The organism is Streptomyces spirodelae (genome assembly GCF_017676385.1).
GTDB classification, from domain to species: Bacteria; Actinomycetota; Actinomycetes; order Streptomycetales; family Streptomycetaceae; genus Streptomyces; species Streptomyces spirodelae.
The window spans coordinates 39,037-56,372 of the sequence record NZ_JAFFZN010000016.1 but is presented as its reverse complement, the minus strand read 5'-3'; the positions used below and the strand labels follow the sequence as shown (position 1 = coordinate 56,372).

Sequence of the window (17,336 nt, the reverse complement as noted above, 5' to 3'; positions counted from 1 at the left end):
CGGGACCGTCGTACCGCTATTCGGCAGCCGTGCGCCCGCGCCGCTTCTTCTCGGGGCGCCAGTCGCGGAGGTCGGATTCCGAGAGGCGACGTTCAGTACAGGCGTGGTTGAGCGCGGCCTGGAACTCCTGGGCCGGGTTGTCGCCCCACTCCGGGTCGTACTCGTCGTACCACTGGTGAACCCACGGCATGACCTCTCGGAGCCCGGCCAGCAGCGGAATGAAACGCGGGTCCTCGTGGCTCCAGCCGTCCACTGAGGAGCGGTCGTTGATGAGATTGACCAGCGCCTCGGCCTGGTCGCGGTGGTTCCAGCCGGCCCAGCCGAGCAGGAGGGACGGATCGCCGTCCGAGGAAGCCCCCGGGTAGGAGATGAACCGCTCCTTCGGCACGTCGAGCTTGCCACGGTTGGACCAGTACGAGTGCTTGAGGAAATCGGCGCTCGTGTACTTGGGAGGGACTTTGATGTCCTGGCGCTCCCCGGTGCGGTCCTCCTCGCGCTGCTGCTCCCACACCTGCTCCCATTGGGCGCGCTTGCGCAGGCCGGGCTCCTTGTAGCGGAGTGCGGCGAGGTAGGGGACGTGCTCGGGTTCGATGACCGCTGCGAGGACGGTGGCGAGTGAGGCGTCGCTCTTGCCGAGATGGTCGGCGGCGTAGAGCGCGGCGACGGCTTGGAAGTCCTCGTCGTGGCGCAGTGCGTCGGCGAGTTGGAAGACGGTGAGCGTGCGGGGCGCGGTGTACTCCCCGCGTTCCTCGAACCACAGCTCCTCCCGCTCGGCCGCGTCCAGGAGCCAGGTGCGAAGGGCGGCGGCCTCGCGCTTCTCCCAGGGCTCGGTGGACCAGCGGCGCTTGTACTCGGGGCGCTCGATCAGCCGGATGTCCCGGTGGGAACCGATGACGTCGAGCCGAGCCTTGACGACCTCCTTGTACGGGTCGGGCCAGCCCTCCGGGACCTTGGCGACGGCGGTCTCGGTGGAGCCGTGCCGGTCGAACCAGGCGGTGTCAAGCTCACCGGCGTCGACCTTTTGCTTCATCACGATCTCGAAGGCTCGCTGACCGAGTTGGAGCTGCGGTACGTCGGTGTCGTTCAGTTCGGCGGGATCACCGGAGAGCGTGGTGCGGGCGACCTCTTTGGGGGTGAGCAGCCCGTACGCTCCGTACACGGTCCAGTCCAGCTCCTCCTGGAGCAGCACCATGCGAGAGCGGATGCGCTCCTGAGCGGCCTTCGCTTCGTCGAGGGCAGCGCGGGTGGGGGTGCTGGCGGTGGCGACGGCGGAGGGCTCGTGCTGGGCCAGCTCTTGGGCTAGTCGGTCGAGTTCGCGAGCGTGGGCGAGGGGGAGGGCTTCGGGGAGGGGGAATTCTTGGAGTTTGGTGCCGGTGAACTCGTAACGCTCTTCCCACTCCTCGTCCTGCACTCCGCGCCCGAGGCCGCTACCTCCCCTGCCCTGGCTGACCTGCTTCAACCAGAAACACGCCCCCGAGGAATTCAGCACCCCCAGCAATTCGAGATGCTGCTCCTCGCTTGCCTCTTCCGGCACCTTGATCACCGGTGCAGTACGGTTGAATACCTTCCCGCCCCGGTCCAGGACGAAATGGTTGTGCGTGGCGACAAAAGCGAAGGCGATTGACAGCGGTGTGGTCAGCTTACTCGGATACAGCTCCTGCCATTCATGCCATGACATCCCTCGCTCGAGCATTGGCACGCCAAAGCGTTTGCGCGACGAGATGGCAGTACGGAACGGGTCTAGTAGTTGCCCAGTTGCGCCGATCGAACCCCAGCTCACCGTCCTGAAATTCCCGTCGTACACCCAAATTGAGTCAAACTCGGGTTCTAGTCCGTAGTCGCGGATCACTTCTCCCGTCACCAGAGGACGTGTTCTGGCGACCCGAAGACGTGCTGCGGCACCGTTGCGAGGAAGAAGATACAGGTCGTCCTCCCCAGTGACCGACGTGATGCCGATCGACGTGGCCCGGCTCGACAACCTGTGCGGCGCAGCCGATTCGATCGCCTCCATGAGCGAACCGGCCCCACCTCCGCTCAGTGACCAGGGGTGCTCCGCGAAGCCTGCCCGCTCCACATCCTCGACGCTCACCCACTCCGACTCGCTCCCCGGCTTCCGCACCTGCTCGACGATCGCCCGCCACACCGGACCAAGGGCGCCCTCTTCCGGAATGCTGGCCTCGCCCCGAATCCCCAGCACTGCCCGAATCGGCATCGCCTGCCGTGCCATCTGGTGCCGTCCGATGAGAATGACCGTCGGCGTCCCATGCCCGGGGATGTATGCACCCGAGGTGTCGATGACGTGAGTCAGTTCCACGCCGGAGTAGTTGTCCTTGCGCTTTGTTCCCGGGTCCTTGTACGGGCCGCCGTGGAAGAACGACTCGATGAGGACCTTGCCGAACTCCCGCTTCATGAATGAGTTCGCCGTGATCTGCCCCGTGAAACCGCCGTCCCGGTGGCTGCCACCGGCCCGAACCGCGAGCTCGAAAATCCGCTGGGCGAACGGTACCGACAGCGCGTACTTGCCCGAGCAGGCCCAGTACGCCTTCCGATAGTTCTCGTTCTCCTGCTTGTCCTTCACGGTGATGTACGGCGGGTTGCCCACCACTACGTGGTACGAGCCGCGGCCCAGCAGGTCCACCTCGTCCACGTACTGCTTCACGTCCTCCGTCCGGTACGTGAAGACCTCACCGCCCGCCGGGTCATCCAGCGTCTGGCCCGCGCCCCGGCCCGCTTCCCGGCCGTGCAGCAGTGAGTCCGCGACCGCCACCCGGACCGGCATTCCGGGGGCGCGGCGCAACTCCCGTACGCCGCCTTCCTTCAGGGCCGCCACCAGGAGCCGGAACCGGGCGATGGAGACGGCGTAGGGGTTCTTGTCGGCGCCGTGGACGGACTCCAGGGTGCGGCGGATGAGCAGCCACGCATCCGTGCCGGGTTCCAATTCGCGCCACTTGGCCAGCAGCCGCTCGAACAAACCCAGCAGGAAGTGGCCCGAGCCGCACGCGGGGTCGATGCAGCGCAGGCCGCGTACGTCACCGTCCTGGTCCGTCTCGCCGCGCCAGCGGGGCGGGCGGTGCTTCCAGACCGGGTCGAGGCCGAACTCCTCGACGGCCGGTTCCAGCGTCAGGTCGAGGATGAACTCCTCGACGAAGACAGGGGTCTGGAGCAGCGCGTAGGTCTTGCGTGCGTGCTCGGAGAGATCCTGGTAGAGGTCGCCGAGGAAGCGGGTGTTCAGCTCGGGGTCGGTGAAGTCGTAGCGGATCTCACCGTCCGGACCGCGCTCCCGCCAGAAGGCCAGCAGCCGGGCGGCGGCTCCGTAGGAGGGGGTGACCTCCCGCATCGGGTTGTGGCGCTCGTCGAAGAGGGCCGCGGCGGTGGAGTGGGCGTCGGCGAGGGCCTGGAAGGAGGCGAACAGCCAGTCGCGGTCGTTGTGCTCCGGGTGGGTACGGAAGTGGTCGTCGTGCCGGTCCTGGGCCTCGGCCAGCCGTGCGCCGGGGCCGGAGAGCCAGGCGTCGGGGAGCAGTCCGTTGTCCTCGCTGAACCTCACGAAGACGCAGCCCAGCACCCATGCGGCGGCGACCTGGACGAGGCGTTCCTCAAGCCAGGACTCGTAGTGCTGCGGTGCGGTGCGCTCCTGTTCCACAGCGCGGTCGTACTCGGTCCGCAGCGGCCCGTCGAACTCCTCCAGTGCCGCCCGCTCCCTGAGGTCCGCCACCAGCAGGGTGACCTGCTTCTGCAGGTCCTTGAGCAGCGCTTCGTGCTTCTCGCGGTCCATCGACGCACCCGCCTCAGTGCGGGCTTCCTCGAACGTCACCGGTGGAACCTCTCCATCCCCTACTGGCTCGCCGTACTACCACGGCGTATCCGCCCATCCTGCCAGCCCGGCGCTGTGCGCAGGCAATGACCGTCAGCCTGGTCCGGGCCGTATGGGGCAGGGCCGCGGGGCTCCCGGCTCCCGGAGGCCGGTCGTCGTTACGACGTCGGGCGCGGGACTCCTCCCTTGCGGCCCAGGCCGAACGCGATCCGGTACACATCGGGCAGGTCCAGGCGGCCGTCGCTGCGCGGCTGAGTCATCACGCCCAGTTCGATCAGCTCGGTGATCACCCGGGGGAGGTCTTCCGGCTGGCGTGGTCCCATGCGGACGCGTTCGGGGGTGTCGGCTTGTACGTACCCGGAGGTCTCCTCGGCCAGCGACGCCGACAGGTTCGCCTCCTTCCACAGGCGCAGCACCGTCTTCTCGGCAACCGGTACCTGGTAGCCGGCGAGCGGCTCTATCGCCAGCCGTACCCAGTGGGTGTCCTCCTTGACCTCGTCCACCCGCCGCTTCGACGCCTTCTGCACGCCTGCGCGGATTCCCTCATGGTGCAGTGCCCGGTCGTGTCCGGGGTGGCGGGCCCGGGTCGTCTCGGCGGCGGTGGACAGGGCCTCCAGGAAGCTGCGGGGGCTGACCTGCCCGCACCCGTCCATGAGGTGGTTCGGCAGCCAGGTGTAGGTCTTCCCCCTCCGGACGTTGCTTCCCATGAAGGGGTCGGCGATCTCGTCGAAGTGGCGTCGCTGGGTGTTCTCGTCGACGGACAGCAGCCGGGGCGGGGCCTGGCGAGCACCGGCGTTCTCCGGTTTCCAGCCACCCGTGAGCATCCGGAACCGCTCGGATTCCTCGCCCTGCTCGTTGCCGAGATACTGGAACAGCAGGCCGTACAGATCGGTCTGGGTCCACTCCAGCCGGGCCGAGTAGGCCGACAGTTTCGAGGCGTCGGCGAAGTGGTTGCCGGCCGCCTCGAACATGTCGGGGCGTACGAACACCTTCAGCCGGATGTTGCGGGTGGCGAGGCGCATCTGGAGGGCCAGCCGCAGGATGCCGCCGACCAGCCGGTCCGCCTGCCCGCGGTCGCTGACCAGATGCTCCAGCGCGTCGAAGAGCAGCAGGTGCACGATTTTCTCCTCGTACGCCTGACTGTCCGCCTGCTCGATGGTGCGCTCCGCCGGGCCGGGGTGGGCACGGACCCAGGCCATCTTGTCGGCCCACTCGGTCAGGCCGGACAGATCGGGCTGGCCGAGGGCGTTGAGGAGGACCGTGTACCAGATGTCGTACGGGTCCTCGCCCGCCGCCAGCAGGCTGCCCAGCACCAGCGGGCCCGGGTAGTGCCCGGACCGCATCGCCAGGCCGTATCCGGGGTGGACCCGGAGCCTGTTGAGGCGGTTGATGCGGTACTCCTGGGCAGCGAGGTCGCGCAGTTCGTCGTCGAGGAGCGACCAGTACCAGAACGTCTTGCCGACGCCCCGGCCGCCCTGCACCACCACGTTGTCGACGTACAGCGCTTGCCGGTGCGAGTCAGGGGTGAACAGCGTGCGGGCCGTCGGGGGGCGGGCGTCGGCCGCTGTGGCGTCCTCCAACGCCGCCGACAGCAGGTCCCGGTACTCCTGTGCGGAGAGGGAGACCTCGGTCATCACGTTCCTTCCTGGTCCGCGCGGTCGCCCAGCGCTTCCTCGATCAGTGAGGTGACGGTGGGCAGGAAATCACGGTACGCGGCCTGGACGAAGGCGCGGTCCCACCAGTCAGGGGCGTTGAGCGAGTCCATGCCCACCAGCCCCTGGTCGAACAGGATGGGGATGGGTGTGTGCGGGGCCCAGTCGTCGTGCAGGGACGGGGCGAAGGGCTCCTCGGGGGACGGTCCTGCGCCCGGTGCGACCTCGTCGTACAGCACCGAGAAGTGTTCGAACGCATGGGCGCGGAAGGTCTCCAGATAGCCCCGCATCGGGTAGTGGACCGAGTCCGGCACCATCGACGCCACCATGTGCAGCTTCTCGCGGATGAGGGGTGCCTGGCCCAAGGACTGCCAGGCGGCGAACAGGTCGCCGTAGCCCGCCCAGGTCTGGGTGTTGTCGGCACCGAAGAGCAGTGCTGTGTCGCACAGTTGGGAGATCGTGACGGCGGCGATGTCGTGGATGCCGGCGCGGCTGTCCAGCAGTACGACATCGGGGCGGCGAGCGGTGTCGCTGTCGCGTTCCATGGCGTCCTCGCAGGCGTGGACGGCCTGCTCGAGGCGGGCCGCGAAGTCGGTCCCGGGGAGGTCGGAGTAGACGCGGTTCAGCTTGTCGACGTAGGCGTAGGGCACGTCGGTCTCGGTCCGGCCCCGGGCGGGGGCCACCCACAGCTCGCCCCAAAGGCCCTCGTAGGGGGCGCGGGGCTCGTAAGGGGTGCGGGTCACCAGTTCCAGGCCCTCGGCGTTGTCCACGGCGGCCTCGACGAGATGGTCCACGATCCCGTGCCGGGGAAGGTTCCGGCCCGCCAGCAGGGGGCCCGCACCGGGCGACTCCAGGTCCAGGTCGACGACCAGGACGGCATGGCCCCGGTCGGCCAGATGCCGGGCGAGCACGGCGGTCGCCGTCGAACGGCCGACGCCGCCCTTGAAGCCGTACAGCGCGGTGCGGTGGGCTCGGGAGCGGGATGCGAGGGAGCCGGCGTCCGGCGTGGTCACCTTCGCCCAGTCCTCGCCGACCACCGTGTTGTCGAGCAGGCGGACCGAGCCGGCGGGGGACGGCCCGGCGGGGTCGGCCACGGCGCGCGGTGAGGTGAACACCGCGTCGGCGGAGAACATCTGCGAGGCGAGCAGCACCGGCTGGTCCGAGTGGTACCGGCCCAGGCTGCCGGTGAACTCCGCCTCCCAGGAAGCCCGCAGGCGGGCCGCGTCCTCCTTGCCGGTGTCGTCCACGACGAGAGTGAAGCGGCCCAGCACGTCCCGGACGAGCACGACGTCGAAGCCCTGACCGGCCACGGAGCGGGCGGACTCGAACGCGTACTCCCGTGCTTCGCTGAAGCGGACGGAGGAGGGCGAGCGCATCATGGGAGCTTTCTGTTGAGCTGGGCCTGCTCGTGCAGGCTGAGTATGTTCTGCGCGGCGGTCCGGCGTCTGGTCACCACGTCCGCCTGAGCGTAACCGCCGTCGTAGTAGCGGAACTTCACGTGCCACCTCCTGAAGACCCGCAGGTCGCCTTCGAGCGCCGCGTGGAGGGAGGCACCTGCACGGCCGTGCGCCAACAATGCGACCTCCTTGACCAGTTCGTTGACGTGACCGAACTCGATCAACGGTCTGTGGTGGTCCGGGTCCGGATTCTCGACCCACGGCTTCGAGGACGGTGCGTCCTCGCCGGGCTTGGGGTCCATGGTCACTTCGGTGAACCGCAGCAGCAGGCTCTTCGTCGCACACTCCGCCGCGAACCCGTAGAGGTGGTCCGCAGCAGGGAGGCGTCCGTCGTCGCGGAGGTAGTCGGCGTCCCGAAAATGCCGCCCGGCGGCCGAGGCGAAGTGGTCTTCCTGCTTGAGTCCCAGCACCCGGCGATCGTAGGCCGACTCGCGGCCGCAGGGGCGGGGAATTCGGACAGAACCCGCTGGCCCGCCAAAGGAATTGTCAGCCCGGGGCCGGTGTGTGCTCCCCGTCCCTCTCCGGGCTCTGTGCCCTCACCCCGTCGCCCTTCAGCTCCTTGAGGAACAGGCCGCCCAGCACCACCCACTCGCTGGCACGGTCGATGATGTCCACCGTGCGGCCGTCCAGCGACGGCGAGACCTGCGGGTCCTCCATCGGGGCGAGCAGCCACAGGCCGTGCGGGTAGCCCGCCGGGCGGCGGGCGGCCTCCTGGAGCGTGACCAGGGCCTCGCGGGCGCCGGATGTCCAGTAGCGGGCGGCGAGTGCGGTCTCGTGGACGAGCAGTACCGTGCGCGGCCCCGCGCTTTCCGCGAGCGCGGTGGCGCGGGCGACGACCCGCTCGGAGGCCACCCGTGCGTACGACGCCAGTCCCGCGCCGATCGTGCCGGACGTGGTCAGGGTGGCGTCCGCCGTCAGCAGCGCCTGCCAGGGCGCCCCGTGCTCTGCGGCCAACTCCCGCAGGACGGAAAGGAACAGCTCGTCGAAGGAGACCGGTACGACATCGAACCGCTCTGCGAGTCGCTCGGCCACGTACGGCAGTTCGAGTCCCTTGACGGTGATCGCCAGGAAGCCGCCACGCCGGCGGGCTGTCTCCAGGCGGGTGGACATCACCCGGCGCGGGTCCCGGCCCAGCGCGAGGTCGCTCTGCGCTGCCGCGATCAGGGAGCCGGTGCTGGTCAGGTTCGACGCCGACGGCTCGATGTGGGTGCCGGACGTCTTGGCAGCGCGTGGGAGGAACTTCTTGCGCTGCTGGTCGTACTCCAGGGGGAAGTCGGCCTGCTTCAGCGCCTCTTCCAGCTCCACGTAGGTGACATCCGTCAGCGCGGACAGGCCGGGGAAGCGTGCGCGGATACGGGCCACCAGGTCCGCGGTGCTGATGCCGGACTCCGCGCGCACCCCCGCCGGAGCCTGCGAGATCCGCAGCGCGCGGGCCAGACCGAGGCCGAGCGGAAACAGCTCCAGGCGCGGGGAGACGGCGACGCCGTGCGCCATGGCAGCGGCGAGGTCGACGAGCCGGGTGTCGGCCAGCGACTCGGGCGCGGGCACCGCGCGCAGTTCACGCAGCACCGTCGCCCTGCCCGGCAGCGGCTCGCGGGCGGCCAGTTGCTCCGCCGCCGCCCCGAGGGCTGCCGCGTAGTCGGCCAGTTCGGCGGGCGTCGGGTCGTCGGAGCCGGGCTGGTCCTCCAGGGCCAGCACGACCCGGCCGCCGCGGCGCAGGACGTCGAGCCGGGCCGGGGGTTCGCCGTCGTCGGCGTTCCCGTCCCGCTTGCGGGCTTCGGTGTCGGCCGCCGCCCGCACCACGGCGAGCGCCTGGGCCAGGGCGGCGGCGGGATCGTCGTCACCGGCACCGTGCCGTGCGCGCAGCTCTCCGGCCAGCTCCTCGGCGGTCATGACCCTGCCCTGCTCGGACAGTATGGCCACCAGTTCGTTACGGACGCGCGTCAGCCACGGCAGGGCCGCCCACTGCTCGACCGCGGCCAGTTGGTGCTGCGAGACGGTGGGCTGGCTGATGCCGAGAGCCTGTGCGATGGCGGGCTGCGCCGGCCACGGTTCCAGTGGTGTGCAGCCGGGGAGTTGCAGCGTGGCGCGTACGACGTCGGGACGCGGCCTGGTACGGCGCCTGCCGTCGGCCGGAGTCAGGCGCGCGGCCAGCGTCTCCACCGACTCCAGCTTCTCTTCGGGCGCTTCGTCCGGAATCGTCACCGGCTTGCGGACGGCAGGGCGCTTGCGCAGGGCCTGCGTCCACTGGCGGTGGCGCCGGTTGAGTTCCTTGCGGATCACATTGCCTGCGCCGCGTGCCCGGGAGATCGTGTGCGGAGGGATGTCCAGCAGGGCCTCGACGGTCGAGGCGCCGAGACCGGCGGCCACGGATACAGCGCGCGGCGAGAGTCCCGCTGCGTCCAGCGACGTGTCCAGCGCTGCCGCGGCGGCGGCCTGCTCGCGGGCGTCCTCGATGTCCTCGGCGGTCATGCCGAGGGTGGCGGGTGTGGTGGCCGGACGTGTCGAGTCGGCCTTGCGGAAGATCCGGCGCCACGCCTCCTGCATGTCCCGGAGACTGTCGTAGCGCTGCTCGACATCGCGGTGCAGCGCCCGTTCGAAGAACTCGGTCAGACCGTCGCTCAGCGCCGCGTCGAACAACTCGCTTGCGACGTACAGCTTCGCGCTCAGGACCGTGCGTGGATCGGCCTGGCCGTTGCCCCACACCGGTCGCTCGCCCGAGGCCATCTCGTGGAGGGTGACCGCGGCGGCGTACCACTCGGCGTGGTCGTCGTAGCGTTCGCGCCGGCCGTCGCCCAGGAACGGGTCGAGGTAGGCGCGGGTACCCGCCTGAAGTTCCCGGTCCGGGGCGTCGGTCAGCGAGAAGTCGAACAGCATCAGTTGCCAGGAACCGTCGCTGCGCTTGAACAGCCCCAGGTTGTCCGGCTTGATGTCACGATGGCGCACGCCGCGGGCGGCCAGGCTGTCGAGGGCGTCGAAGAGGTCGTTGCCGAACCGCTCCAACTGGCCGTAGCCCAGCGCACCCTCGTTGCGCAGCCGGGACCCGAGGCTGACCGGGTCCCGGTCCGTGGGCGGGCGGAAGCCCCCCGCGTACTCGAGCTCCAGCATGGTCCGGCCGCCGAGTTCGCGCGGTTCGGCCAGCAGTTTCACGATGTGCCCGCCGCCCACCTCCTTCAGCGCCCGGGCCTCCTCGTACAGGCGGGCGTCCTTGTCGTGGTCGAGCGCGACCTTGAAGACGCGGAGGGAGTCCGTGTCGTCGCCGGTCTCGTCCGGGCTGCGGCGCACCAGGAGCGCTCGGGCGGTCGCGCCGGTGCCCAGCACGCGGGCGACTGTCCAGGTGCCGTCCAGCGGCTGGCCGGGCTGGACGGTGAGAGGGTCCGGGACCGCCACGCCGGCCGCCTCGGGGGTGGTGGCGTCGGCCTCCGCCTCGTCGAGGAGGCGCAGGAACTCCTCCGCGGACGGCAGCCGGTCCTGGACGTCCGCCGCGGTGGCGTGGAAGACGAGGCTGTCCAGGGCGGTCGAGACACCGTCGGCCACCGCGTACGGGTGCAGCCCGCCCTCGGTGGCCAGCCGGTCCACGAGGGCGCTGCGCCGGTCGGCCGGGGGGCGTCCGGTGAGCAGCAGGTAGGCGAGGCTGCCGAGCCCGAAGACGTCGAGGTCGACCGGGTCCGCGTGTTCCTGGTCCGTCTCGGGGGCGAGATACACCTGGGCGACATCGGCGATCAGATCGGCGTCGAGGGGTGTGTCCCCGAGAGTGCGGTGCAGGGTGGTCTCGAAGTCGCGTGCGGCTGTCTGCCAGTCGGCGATCCTCAGGACGGGGTCGCTCCCGTCCTCGCGTGCCGAGACGTAGACCGAGCGCGCGGACAGCGCTCGGTGGTAGAGGGAGCGGTCGTGGGCGTAGCGCACCGCTTCGGCGAGCTGGCGTACCAGGTCGAGGCGGGTCTCGGGCGTCAGCCGACCGCCGTAGGCGTCGAGAAAGGCGTCGAGCCGCAGATCGGAAGCGCGGTGGCGGAAGAGGATCGCGGGACCGCCCACGTGCTCGCGGATCTGCACGGCCTGGACGATGCCCCGGTGGTTGATGCCCTGCAGCACCTGATACTCGCGGCGGGCCGCCCGGTCCACCGCTTGGCGCTGATCGGGGGAGGGGGCTTCGCCGGCCAGGTAGATCCGTACCCGGCCGCTCTCCTTGGCCAGGCCGTCCTCCCGCTCGGCCAGCCGGTCCTCCCAGCCGGGGCCCGCGTCCAGGGCACGCGGCTCCAGGCGCCAGCCGTCCCCGAACCGCAGGTGAGCCGTGGAGTGGCTGATACCGATGCGCTTCATCAGCTCCTCGAGGAGCTGGCTGTCCTGCGGGGTGACGCGGTGGCTCTCACGCTCGGGCGGCAGGTTCAGCAGTCCGTCCCAGATGCCGGGCAGCCCGCTGTTGCTGTCGTTGCGCCCGAACACCGAGGTCCGCTGGAACTCGTCGAGCGCGCTCACAAGATCCGGGTCGTGCAGAAAGACCGCGGGCTTGATGAAAGGCACCCGCCGGGGGTTGACGCCCATGCCGCGGGCGGCCCGCTCAAGCTGGCCCTTGAGCTCCTTGGCCTTGAGGTTGGTCAGATGGAGGGGGTTCTTGAGGGTGCGGACCCGGTCGGCGTGGAACTGCCAGGTGTCGCCGTGGTTCACCACCCGGCCGGGGTGGCCCTTCAGCTCCAGCAGATACAGCCCGCCAGGCACGGCGATCAGCAGGTCGCATTCGCTGACGCGGCCGGAGGCTCCCGTGAACTGGAACGTGGCCCACGCCCGGTACGGCTCGGCGTCCGGCAACAGTTGCCGTACGTGATCGAGTCCCTCCTGCTCCCACTTGTAGCCGGAGCGCCGTGGCTGGAACCAGCGTGTGCGACGAGGGGGAGGTCCGGGCTTCGGCGAGGATGGCCGCGCGGTACGTGCCACCGAACCTCCTTCAGCTGGTTGTGCGGTGTGAGGCAAGAACAGGACCGGCACTCAACGACGCTTACAGGAAGATGGTCAGGGATCTTCGAGCGCAGCCGTTCTTGCGTGGCTGCCGGTTTGCGCTGGCTCCGTGCTCTGGAGAGGAATCCTAGATGATTGGCTGTGACCCAGCGTCGCCGTCCACAGGGTTTACCAAGGTCGCGGCGGTGCTCATGCGTCCGCGGTCGCCCTTTCCGCCTGGCCCGCTGGTGCGCTCAACGGTCGGGTACGGCTTCACTGGTGGCACTGTGTGTGCCTGGCCGGCAGTGACGACGCTTCCTTTGGCAGGAAGACGGAAACCTCCTGGTCCATACAGCACTGTCCCTTTCCTCGGTTTGAGTGGATAGCGGTCGGACAGAGCCTTGTGGGACGTGCCACACCAAGGCGAGCAGCCCGGACGCGTACACGTGTTCTATTCAGGCGTGATGTCATTCCGCGGCACCTGTGAAGACGCTCCGGCGGGAATCCCTGTGACCTTTGTGATGTCCTCGTCAAAGATTCTGACCCCCTTGGGCGGCTCTCTTGGGGCCCGGGGCATGGCGCCACCACGTGGCAGCCACCACATGGCGCCGGTTGACTCCGTAAGGCGTCACCCGGCGCCGTTCTCTTCCCCGCACCTCCGCCGGTCGGCTGCGGCCGGTGCGGCCGGGCCGGGTGGCTTCGGGGTAGCAGGGATCGGGGGATGGGGGAAGGGGCGCGACGGCTGTCGATCTTGCAGGTGGTTTGCGCGGTTCCCTGCGACTTCGCTTGATTGTGCGCGTCGTACGGGGGCTCCACGCTTGTGGTGTACCGCACGAGGGCTTCCGGCTCCCGTGTGCGGGGGCCGGACGAAGACCGGTTCCTGTCTTTCGAGTTTCGAGCAACTGCTGCGGCGCAGCACCGTGCTGCCGTGACGGCGCCGTAGGCGAGGACCCCATTCCCCAGGCCGCCTGGTCGGTTCAGGAGGAGCGCCATGCGTACGTCAGTGACGGATCCCTTGCTCCAGCCTTTCACGATGAAGAGCCTCACCTTGCGCAACAGGGTGGTCAGTACGTCGCACGAACCGGCGTTCGGAGAAGGCGGGCTGCCCCGGGACCGGTACCGGAGGTATCACCTGGAGAAGGCCCGGGGCGGGGTGGGGCTGACGATGATCGGGGGCTCGGCGGTCGTGTCGCCCGACAGCCCGCCGTCGTTCGGCAATCTGCTGCTCTACCGCGACGACGTGGTGCCCTGGCTGCGACGGTTGGCCGACGACGTGCACGCAGCCGGGGCCGCGGTCATGTGCCAGGTCACTCATCTGGGACGGCGCACCAGCAACTACGCGGGCGACTGGCTGCCCGTCCTCTCGGCGTCACCGTTGCGGGAGCCCGCCCATCGGGCCTTTCCGAAGGAGGCCGAGCCGTGGGACCTGGACCGTGTCGTGCGGGACTACGCCGACGCGGCCGCGCGCTGCGCGGAAGGCGGGCTGGACGGGATAGAGATCCAGTCGTACGGGCATTTCCTGGACAGCTTCCTCTCCCCGGCGACCAACGAACGCAGCGACGCATTCGGTGGGAGCCTGGCGAACCGACTGGCTTTTCCGCGGCGGGTGATCCGGGCGATCCGCTCCGCGGTCGACGACGCGTTCATCGTCGGTATCCGGATGTCGATGGACGAGGATCGGCCGGGCGGGTTGGCTCTCGACGAGGCGCTGGCCGCGGCCCGCAGGTATATCGAGGACGGCATCGACTTCGTCAGCACCGTCCGGGGCTCGATCGAGAGCGACGCGTCCCTGGCGCGGGCGATTCCGTCCATGGGGACGCCCTCGGCGCCCTTCCTGGAATTCACCGCCGGGATCAAGCGCGCGCTCGATGTCCCGGTGATGCACGCGGGCCGTATCGCGGACGTCGCCACCGCGCGGCATGCCGTGCGGGAAGGTCTGCTCGACCTGGTCGGTATGACGCGGGCCCAGATCGCCGACCCTCATCTGGTGGCCAAGGTGGCGGCCGGGGCCGAGGACCGTGTCCGGCCCTGCGTCGGCGCGAGTTACTGCCTCGATGCGATCTACGACTCCGGCGACAGCAAATGTGTGCACAACCCTGCCACGGGGCGGGAGCTCCAGCTGCCGCACACGGTGGCGCGCGCTCCCGAGCGGAAGAAGGCGGTGGTCGTCGGCGCCGGGCCCGCCGGGCTGGAAGCGGCTCGGGTGCTGGGCGAACGCGGGCACGAGGTCGTCGTCTTCGAGGCGGGCGAGTCGCCCGGTGGCCAGATCCGCATCGCCGCCGCGAACAGCCGGCGGCGGGACCTCCTCGGCATCGTCGACTGGCGCGTCGACGAGTGCAAGGTGCTCGGCGTCGAGCTGCGGCTCGGGGTGCTGGCCGAGGCGGCGGACGTGCTCGCGGAGGACCCCGACATCGTGCTGATCGCCACGGGCGGACTGCCCAATGTCTCCGTCCTCGCGGAGGGCGCCGAGGTGGTGGCCGACACCTGGGATGTTCTGGGCGGAGCTCTGCGCCCCCGGGGGCGGGTGCTGGTCTACGACGACAACGGCGCCTATCCGGGCCTGGACGCGGTGGAGGTGCTGGCGCGTCAGGGCGTCCCGATCGAGTATGTGACGCCGGAGCGCATGCTGGCCCCCGATGTGGGCAGCATGAATTCCCCCGCCTACCTGCGGGTCTTCGCCGAGCACGAAGTGAGCACCGCCCTGGGGCACCGGCTGCGGTCCGTGCGCCGTGCGGAGGACGGGCGCCTGGTCGCGACGCTGCGCAGCGAGTACGCGGATACCGAGGCGGAGCGCGTCGTGGACCACGTGGTGGTCGAGCACGGGACGTTGCCCAACGCGGATCTGTACCGGGACCTGCTTGCCGGGTCGAGCAACCACGGCCGACTGGACCACCGCGCGCTGCTGGCCGGCGCACCGCAGCGGGAGGTCGCCGATCCGGCGGGCCGCTACCAGCTGTTCCGGATCGGGGACGCCGTCACCAGCCGCAACATCCATGCCGCGGTGCTCGACGCACTGCGGCTGTGCCTGCCGATGTGACCCGGAACCGCGGTCCGCACCATCGAGAGGGGAAGAGCGTGACAGCACTGGCACTGGTGAACACCGAGTCGGCCGAGAAAGCACGGACGTGGAGCGCGGTGGCGCGGCGGGTCGCCGGCCACAGCCTGGAGAGGTCGTTCTACACCGACCGGAACTTCTTCGATCTCGACATCGCGGCGGTCTTCGCCCGACAGTGGATCTTCGTGGCCGTGGACGCCGAGCTGCCGGAGCCGGGTGATTACGCCACGGTGGAGGTCGGACCGTACTCGGTGATCGTCCTGCGGGACGACGAGGAGGAGCTGCGGGCGTTCCACAACGTCTGCCGGCACCGTGGCGCCCGCATTCTGGAGGCGGGGAACGGTTCGGTCGGAAACCTGGTCTGCGGTTACCACAAGTGGACGTACGGAACGGACGGCGCGCTCCGGCACGCCCCGTCGCAGCCGCCGGGGTTCGACCGCGGCTGCTTCGGCCTCAAGGCGGTGCATGTGCGCAGCGTCGGCGGGCTGGTGTTCGTCTGTCTCGCCGAGGAGCCACCCGCCGACTTCGCCGAGGTCGCCGCCCGCGTCGAGCCGTACCTTCTCCCGCACCAGCTGCGCCGGGCCAAGGTGGCGGCCCGCACCGACCTCGTCGAGGACGGCAACTGGAAACTGGTGATGGAGAACAACCGGGAGTGCTACCACTGCGACGGCCACCCCGAGCTGCTGCGTTCCTTCTTCCCCACGTACGGCTACACCGAGGAGAACCTGCCCGCGCGGCTGCGTCCGGCGCACGAACGCTATCGGCGGGCCGACGCGGAGATGCGGGAGACGTACGAGAGGCTCGGCCTGCCGTACGCGCTCATCGAGGAACTGGACGGCCGCACCACCGGGTTCCGCATCCAGCGGGACGCGCTCGATCTGGCCGGCGAGTCCTTCACCCCGGACGGCACAGCTGCATGCCGGCGCCTGCTGGGTGATCTGCCCACACCCCGGCTCGGGCATCTGGCCCTGCATCTGCAGCCCAACTCGTGGTTCCACGTACTCGGTGATCACGCGATCACCTTCAGCGTCCTCCCTCTCGCCCCGGACAGGACGCTGCTGCGCACCACCTGGCTCGTCCATCCGGAAGCCGAGGAGGGCGTGGACTACGACCTGGACACGCTGCTCAAGGTCTGGACGGCGACGAACGAGCAGGACGCGCGCCTTGTCGCCCGTGCTCAGCAGGGTGTCAGCAGCCCGGCGTACGAGCCGGGCCCGTACGCCGAGACGGAGTACCAGGTCGAGGCGTTCTGCGCCTGGTACATCGACCGCCTCCGTGAGGAGTTGCAGCGATGAACGACGTACTCACCCTCCCCGGCCCCGACCTCTCGCGGTCGGCCACGGCGCTGGGCGAGGAGGACGGCGCCGTGGACCATGTGCTGGTCTGCAAGCGGATCCACCAGGTCACGGGCGATATGAAGACGTTCGTCTTCGAGCCGACCGGGCCAGGTCTGTTCCGGCACGACCCGGGCCAGTACCTCGCGTTCACCTTCGACATCGACGGCCGGGAGAGCAACCGCTGCTACACGCTCTCCTCCCCGCCGTCCCGTCCCGACCTCGCCGCGATCACCGTGAAACGGGTGCCGGGGGGACGGGTCTCGAACTGGCTGCACGACCAGCTGGCTGTGGGCGACGTGGTCCGTGCCCGGGGTCCGCTGGGCCGGTTCTCGACGGTCCGGCACCCGGCGCCCGCGTATCTGTTCCTCTCGGGCGGAAGCGGGGTGACGCCCTTGATCTCCATGACCAGGACGCTGTACGACCTCGCCGCACCGGTGGACGTGGTCTTCGTGCACAGCGCCCGCACCCCCGAGGACATCCCCTTCCGGCACGAGTTGGAGATGTTCGCGGCGACCTCGCCGAACATCCGGGTCACCCACGTCTGCGAGGACGACGGAGCGCAGGAGCGGTGGAACGGCTACCGGGGCCGCCTCACCCTGGGCATGCTGCGGGAGATCGCCCCGGACTTCCGTACGCGCGAAGTGTTCACCTGCGGCCCACCGGGCTATATGCGGGCGGTGCGCAAGCTGCTCCTCGGGGCGGGTCTCCCGGAGGGCCGCTACCACCAGGAGAGCTTCGAGGCCCCTGGCCCCGCCCCTGGCCCCGGCTCCGGCCCGGGTTCGGGCGCGGGTCGGGGCGCCGGGTTCGCGGTGGAGCTCACCCGCAGCGGTACGACCATCGAATGCGACGCCGGCACCCCGGTGCTGGAGGCCGCGGCCCGAGCGGGCCTCACCCTGCCTTCCTCCTGTGGGCAGGGCATGTGCGGCACGTGCCTGACGACTCTTGAGAAGGGGTCGGTCGACATGCAGGACAACGGCGGCATCCGCCCCCGGGACAGAGCACGGAACAAGATCCTGCTGTGCTGCTCGACGCCGTTGGAGGACCTGGTGATAGACGCCTGAGACGGGCAACGCCCGCCGCCGGACCCGGTGC

Annotated in this window: 8 protein-coding genes; 3 read left to right on the top strand and 5 right to left on the bottom strand. The window is 69.9% G+C overall.

Annotated features, from left to right (window positions below):
- Nucleotides 1-16: 16 nt before the first annotated feature.
- The 5 genes from pglX to pglW form a co-directional block, all read right to left on the bottom strand.
- The gene (gene pglX, locus JW592_RS18195; RefSeq protein ID WP_307805452.1) at nt 17-3,811 is read right to left on the bottom strand and encodes a BREX-2 system adenine-specific DNA-methyltransferase PglX; all 3,795 of its coding nucleotides are present in this window, start codon (nt 3,809-3,811) and stop codon (nt 17-19) included.
- Nucleotides 3,812-3,969: 158 nt separating this feature from the next.
- Nucleotides 3,970-5,445, bottom strand: a complete 1,476-nt coding sequence (locus tag JW592_RS18190) for a hypothetical protein (RefSeq protein ID WP_209266189.1) — start codon at nt 5,443-5,445, stop codon at nt 3,970-3,972.
- Nucleotides 5,445-6,842 (bottom strand): KGGVGR-motif variant AAA ATPase, encoded by a 1,398-nt coding sequence (locus tag JW592_RS18185; RefSeq protein WP_209266188.1) that lies wholly within the window; start codon nt 6,840-6,842, stop codon nt 5,445-5,447. Before JW592_RS18185 ends, JW592_RS18190 begins: the two co-directional genes overlap by 1 nt.
- Nucleotides 6,839-7,330: a hypothetical protein gene (locus JW592_RS18180; RefSeq protein WP_209266187.1), complete on the bottom strand. Its 492-nt coding sequence runs from the start codon at nt 7,328-7,330 to the stop codon at nt 6,839-6,841. The genes JW592_RS18185 and JW592_RS18180 overlap by 4 nt, the downstream gene beginning before the upstream one ends.
- A gap of 76 nt (nt 7,331-7,406) precedes the next feature.
- The gene (pglW, locus tag JW592_RS18175) at nt 7,407-11,852 is read right to left on the bottom strand and encodes a BREX system serine/threonine kinase PglW (protein ID WP_209266186.1); all 4,446 of its coding nucleotides are present in this window, start codon (nt 11,850-11,852) and stop codon (nt 7,407-7,409) included.
- A 991-nt stretch (nt 11,853-12,843) separates the two neighbouring features.
- Here pglW and JW592_RS18170 point away from each other — a divergent pair.
- From JW592_RS18170 to JW592_RS18160, 3 genes are read left to right on the top strand one after another with little or no spacing between them, the layout of a single operon-like run.
- Entirely contained in the window at nt 12,844-14,889 is a 2,046-nt protein-coding gene (locus tag JW592_RS18170) for an NADH:flavin oxidoreductase (protein ID WP_209266185.1), read from the top strand.
- Nucleotides 14,890-14,927: 38 nt separating this feature from the next.
- Entirely contained in the window at nt 14,928-16,202 is a 1,275-nt protein-coding gene (locus tag JW592_RS18165) for an aromatic ring-hydroxylating oxygenase subunit alpha (RefSeq protein ID WP_307805451.1), read from the top strand.
- Entirely contained in the window at nt 16,199-17,305 is a 1,107-nt protein-coding gene (locus JW592_RS18160; RefSeq protein WP_209266184.1) for an FAD-binding oxidoreductase, read from the top strand. The genes JW592_RS18165 and JW592_RS18160 overlap by 4 nt, the downstream gene beginning before the upstream one ends.
- Nucleotides 17,306-17,336: the final 31 nt, after the last annotated feature.